Source organism: Muricoccus vinaceus, assembly GCF_042433125.1.
GTDB lineage: Bacteria > Pseudomonadota > Alphaproteobacteria > Acetobacterales > Acetobacteraceae > Roseomonas > Roseomonas vinacea.
The window spans coordinates 1-5,076 of record NZ_JBHLVZ010000106.1; the positions used below are offsets into that span (position 1 = coordinate 1).

The following is a 5,076-nucleotide window of genomic DNA, read 5'->3' on the forward strand; positions in this document are numbered from 1 at the left end:
GGCCCCTGAACCATGGCCACCCATGGATTCAGAAACCATCACCGAATGCAACTGTAATGCTAGGCAAACCACCCAACCGCACATAGGTTCGGTCGACACGTAACAGTATCGTTTCTTCGAAGCAGCATAACCGGAGCAAATCCAGCCGCATGGATGGGGTTCAGGGGCCTTATGCCCAGCGCGAAGAGGAGGCCGGTGGAGGACGGTCGCTGTCGCCCCCTCTGGATGAGGTCAGGTCCGGGACACACGCCAGGAAGCAGACCACCAAGTTTCCAATGACAGCACGTCGAGTACCCGCGCCCAGTCTGAGGATGGTCCTCTCCACAGCGTTCGGCGCCCTTGCCCTCCTTGCCGCCGTCATATCTTCGGCTGCCATCGGACGAGTTGCTGATGGGCGCATCCGGGCGGATATCGGAGCGGAATTCACATCGGCTGCCGAGAACGTGGCTGCCCTGCTGGACCGTGGCCTGTTTGAACGCCTCCGCGATGTCCAGGTCGCGGCGTCTCTGGACACCATGATAGATACCAACGTGACCCTCGATGGCCGTCGACGCATCCTGAAGCGCTTGCAGGAGACTTATCCAGACTACGCGGTGCTTGGCTACATCGGAGCTGACGGGCGGGTTGTTGAGACAAGCTCTGGCATTCTGCGCGGCGCAGATGTTTCGGGACGGGAGTACTTTCAAAGGGGCAAGCAGGGCCCATTCGTCTCCGACGTGCATGACGCCATTCTCATGGCTCCGCTTCTTGGTCGTGGATCAGACAACCCACCGCGCTTCGTGGACTTGGCTGCTCCTGTGCGTGCCGCTGACAATGCGCTCGTCGGAGTTGTTGCCGCCCACCTCTACTGGGAGTGGGCCGAGGGTATTGAGCGCCACGTGATGGCTCCCATCCTCGCGCGCCACCCTGGCGCAGAGGCCTTCATTCTGTCCAAAACAGGGCAAGTTCTTCTGGGACCCCGTCGCCAGCGTGGAGCATCAATAACCGACCTTGCTCCGTCTGCTCTTCCTGATCTGGCCAATCGGAAAGCGGGCAGCGTTGTCGAGCGACCCAGGTTGGAAAATGGAGCGGAGGACCGCCCCTACCTGGTGGGCTATGCCCCCACACACGGCCATCGCACCTACCAAGGCCTAGGATGGTCGGTGCTCGTTCGCCAGAACGCCGAGGCGGCCTTTGCTCCCGCGCGCCAGCTCGCACAGCAGGTACTACTCTGGGGGTTTGTCGCCGCTGCGCTGGCTGCAGCGCTGGGGTGGCTACTTGCTGGGCTGATCACACGTCCCTTGGCGGACCTCTGTAGAGCTGCAGAGCGTCTGCAAACAGACCCGAGAGCTATCGAAGTGCCGAACAGCAGGGGCCTCCGTGAGGTCATGCTGCTCTCATCCTCGATCTCCGCGTTGGTTGCCGGTGTCCGCTGGCGTGAAACGGCCCTACAGGATAGTGAGGCGCGCCTCCGGATCGCAACAGAAGCCGCAGGCATCAAGGCTTGGGAGATTGATCTGACGTCGGGGCAGCACTCTCACTTAGAACGTCGGAGTGCGGTTACAGGATTGCCTGACCCAGTGGCTGAGTGGACCATCGAGACCTTCCTGGTGGACGTTGTGCCTGAGGATCGTGATGGAGTTCTCCAGGTCTACAACCATGTCGTCGAGAACTCGGTCGACCTGTGCTTCTCCTGCCGCGTGCGACACCAGGGCGACAACGAGGATCAATGGGTCGAGGTGCGCGGCGTGCCCCTGGCCGATTCCGCCACGGCATGTGTGACCCGGTACACAGGTGTCATCGAGAACATCACCGAACGCAAACGCAAAGAGCAAGCATTGCAGTTGCTCGTGCGGGAGCTGGATCATCGGGTGAAGAACCTCTTCGCGGTTTTCGATGGACTCGTCCGCTTCACAGCGAAGACAGCCGCCGACCCAGCGACAATGGCCAGGGTTCTCCAGGGGCGAATCACTGCGCTCTCTTCTGCTCATGACCTGGTGCGCGATGCGACAGGCGATGGCTCAAGCCGTGGGCTCCGCGCGACAACCATGGGCGCGCTGCTTCAGACTCTACTTGCTCCTTATGGAGTTCGCGGTTCTGGTGATCACGGAAGACCTTCTGGACGGGTCGAGATGGTTGGACCAAGCGTACTCGTGGGTGCAAGCAGTGCCGCGGCCCTGGCGTTGGTGGTACACGAGCTTGCAACCAATGCATCACGGCACGGGGCATTGTCTGTGCCATCAGGTGTTGTGTCCCTGACCTGGTCCGCTGGCTCACCAGAAGACGAGGTCGTCCTCTCCTGGCAAGAGAGGGCTGGACCAAGGTTAAGTGGACAGCCTGCGCGGCATGGCTTCGGAATATCCCTCATCCAGCAAAGCGTTGCAGGTCAGTTGGGCGGCCGATTAGATCTCGACTGGTCCCAGTCTGAAGGCCTGATCGCCGTATTGCACCTTCCTGCAGGTCGATTGGTCCGATGAAGTGCAACCGCTCTACGTTTCGCTGCTCTTCACCATGCAAGTCTCGCAACTGTTCGTGCAGGCCGCAGTGAGTACGCCCGCAGACATCAACAGGCGACTTGTCGATCTTTGTGGTGGTCTCAACGATTGTCTGCGCAGGCCGGACCCTGAACGTTGGCACCATGGGAGTGGCTCGCCATTCAGACCCTGGCGCAGATGAGCCGACCGAATTCGATTATCTGCATCCAGCGCTTAAAAGCTGTGTGTCCGCTCTGAGGTACAAGGCGGACAGTAGTGGGCCGTACCAATACGGCCGCACCAAGAGCGGGTGATCGAGGCGCAGCGTATGCGCCCGGCGAGAGCCGCGGGACCAGCGATGGACAACGAGCCAGAGGCGGTCAGGCGGCACGTCGCTGATCGAGGCGCTGGGGTAGGCCGTTGACGTTCCAGGGCAGGAGTTCGGCGACGCGGTTGCCCGGGTGGTCGGCGATGCGGACGAGAACCTGACGGAGCCAGGCTTCCGGGTCGATGCCGGTCAGCTTGGCCGTCTCGATCAACGAGTACATCGTCGCGGCCCGGACGGCACCGTCGTCGGACCCGGCAAAGGTCCAGTTGCGGCGGTCGATGGCGATCGGGCGGATCGCGCGCTCGACGGGGTTGTTATCGATGCAGGCGCGGCCGCTCAATTCGAGCGCTTCGTCGCCGAGGCGAACGGCACAACCGGTGATGGCGTGGACGACAGGCTGCGCACTCGCATCGATCGGCTCGATCACGCGGACCAGCGGCTGCTCCAGGCCTATCAAGCCGAGGTCATCAGCCTTGAGGAACTGTCTGGCCAGCGCCGCGCCCCCGCTCAGCAGCTGGCCGAGCAGCAACACGCTCATCACCGCCGGGTGGCCGAGGAGCGCCTCCAGGCCCGGGAGGCTCTCGCCAGCATCACCGCGTTCAGCGAGCGCGTTGCCGCCCGTCTGGCAACTGCCGATCCCGGCGAACGTCAAAACATCATGCGGCTCGTCATCGAGCGCATCATCGTCCAGTCCATGACGATGCCCTGGAGATCCAGCATGTCATTCCATTGCGAGGACCGGCACCCGGAACAGCGCCGATGCCGCCCAGGAACGGTGGATTGCGTTCGAATGGTGTGAGCCCAGCACGCCGCCTCGACGATCCCGCCCCGCTCGTAGAGTCCGCTCGTGGCCTGGAGGGCCTGACCCATTGTGCAATTGACCTCGTGTCATGGCGTTGATGTGTCGGCCCTCCAGCCTGCACCTGCCGGTCAAGCGGCTCGTGACTTCATAGGAGCTTGAGGGTGCCCCATCCCGTCACAGTTCTGTCCGCCCGTTCGAGCGTCAGGTCCTCCGTTCGGCCTGGAGCCTCACATCATGAGCGAGACTGCACCCGACGCCGATGCCGACGCCGTTATCGGCATCGACTCCCACAAGTCCACCCATGCCGCGGTCGCGATTAGCGCGCCCGGTGCCCGCCTCGGCAGCCTGTCCATCCCAGCCAACAGCTGCGGCTACCGGGCTCTGTTGGACTGGGCACGATCCCTCGGGTTTGTCCGTGCTGTCGGCATCGAGGGCACCGGGTCCTGCGGCGCTGGCCTGTCCCGGTTCCTGAGTGAGCGCGGCTGTCCCCTGCTCGAGGTGAACCGGCCCAACCGCCAGCTCCGGTATCAGAGGGGCAAGAACGACACGCTCGACGCCGAGAGCGCCGCTCGCAGCGTCTTGGCGGGTCAGGTAACGGCGCGGCCGAAGTCCGGCACGAGCGCGGTCGAGATGATCCGCCATCTCAAAGTAGCCTGTGACTCCGCCGTCAAGGCGCGGAGCCAGGCCATGCATGCAATCAAAGCCATCATCGTCAGCGCGCCCTCGGCCCTGCGCGAGCAGCTCAATCACCTGACCGGCAAGATGACGTTGCTCCGCCACCTTGCCGCCCTCCGCCCCGGCCCGCTTACCTCGACGACGGCGTCGGCCAAGGCCAGCCTGCGAGCGATCGCCCGGCGCTGGCTCGCCCTCGACGCGAAGATCAAAGACCATGACGCCAACCTCGGGCAGTTCACCCAGCAACTCGCACCCGACTTGGTCCAAGCCCATGGCATGGGCACAGGCACCGCGGCCGAGATGCTCATCCTCATCGGCGATAACCCGGAGCGCATCCGCTCCGAAGCAGCCCTCGCCAAGCTCTGCGGCGCGTGCCCGATACCAGCGTCAAGCGGCAAAACCAACCGGCACCGCCTCAACCGAGGAGGCAACTGGCAGGCGAATGCCGCCCTCTACCGTGTGATCGTCGTCCGTATGCGCGCCCACAAGCTCACCCTCGACTACGTCAGCCGACGCACCGCCGAAGGGAAGAGCAAGCCCGAGATCATCCGCTGTCTCAAGCGCTACGTCGCCCGCGAGATCCTTGGCTATCTCTGCTGCCCAGCCCACCCGCCCGCGGCAGCTACAGCGGCCCCTTGACCGCTATAGGAGCTTCAACGCACCGTAGCCGGTATCAGCTGGAAGAGGCTAGAATCCGGTAGGTTGCCACAAGCGGCGACACTTGGCCCCTAGGCCATCCAGCTTCGCGACGCTCACTAGATGTTTGATCCCAGGGTTTGATGGTGCAGTCTTTTCCCCTGAGTGGAAGGACGCACTAT

At 63.2% G+C, this 5,076-nt stretch carries 2 protein-coding genes and 1 pseudogene; 2 read left to right on the plus strand and 1 reads right to left on the minus strand.

Annotated elements, in window-relative coordinates; translation table 11 throughout:
- The first annotated feature begins 311 nt into the window (after positions 1–311).
- Positions 312–2,456 (plus strand): HWE histidine kinase domain-containing protein, encoded by a 2,145-nt coding sequence (locus ACFFIC_RS27925; RefSeq protein ID WP_377056627.1) that lies wholly within the window; start codon positions 312–314, stop codon positions 2,454–2,456.
- A gap of 377 nt (positions 2,457–2,833) precedes the next feature.
- On the opposite strand, the pseudogene ACFFIC_RS27930 reads toward ACFFIC_RS27925, so the two are convergent.
- Positions 2,834–3,115, minus strand: a pseudogene (locus ACFFIC_RS27930) (transposase domain-containing protein); the annotation flags it as partial.
- 702 nt (positions 3,116–3,817) lie between these two features.
- Here ACFFIC_RS27930 and ACFFIC_RS27935 point away from each other — a divergent pair.
- Positions 3,818–4,897: an IS110 family RNA-guided transposase gene (locus tag ACFFIC_RS27935; protein ID WP_377056629.1), complete on the plus strand. Its 1,080-nt coding sequence runs from the start codon at positions 3,818–3,820 to the stop codon at positions 4,895–4,897.
- Positions 4,898–5,076: the final 179 nt, after the last annotated feature.

What these genes read in the sequence shown, in the direction of transcription:
- ACFFIC_RS27925 (WP_377056627.1), top strand. Translation starts at nt 312, where the DNA reads ATGGTCCTCTCCACAGCGTTCGGCGCCCTTGCCCTCCTTGCCGCCGTC.
- ACFFIC_RS27935 (WP_377056629.1), top strand. Translation starts at nt 3,818, where the DNA reads ATGAGCGAGACTGCACCCGACGCCGATGCCGACGCCGTTATCGGCATC.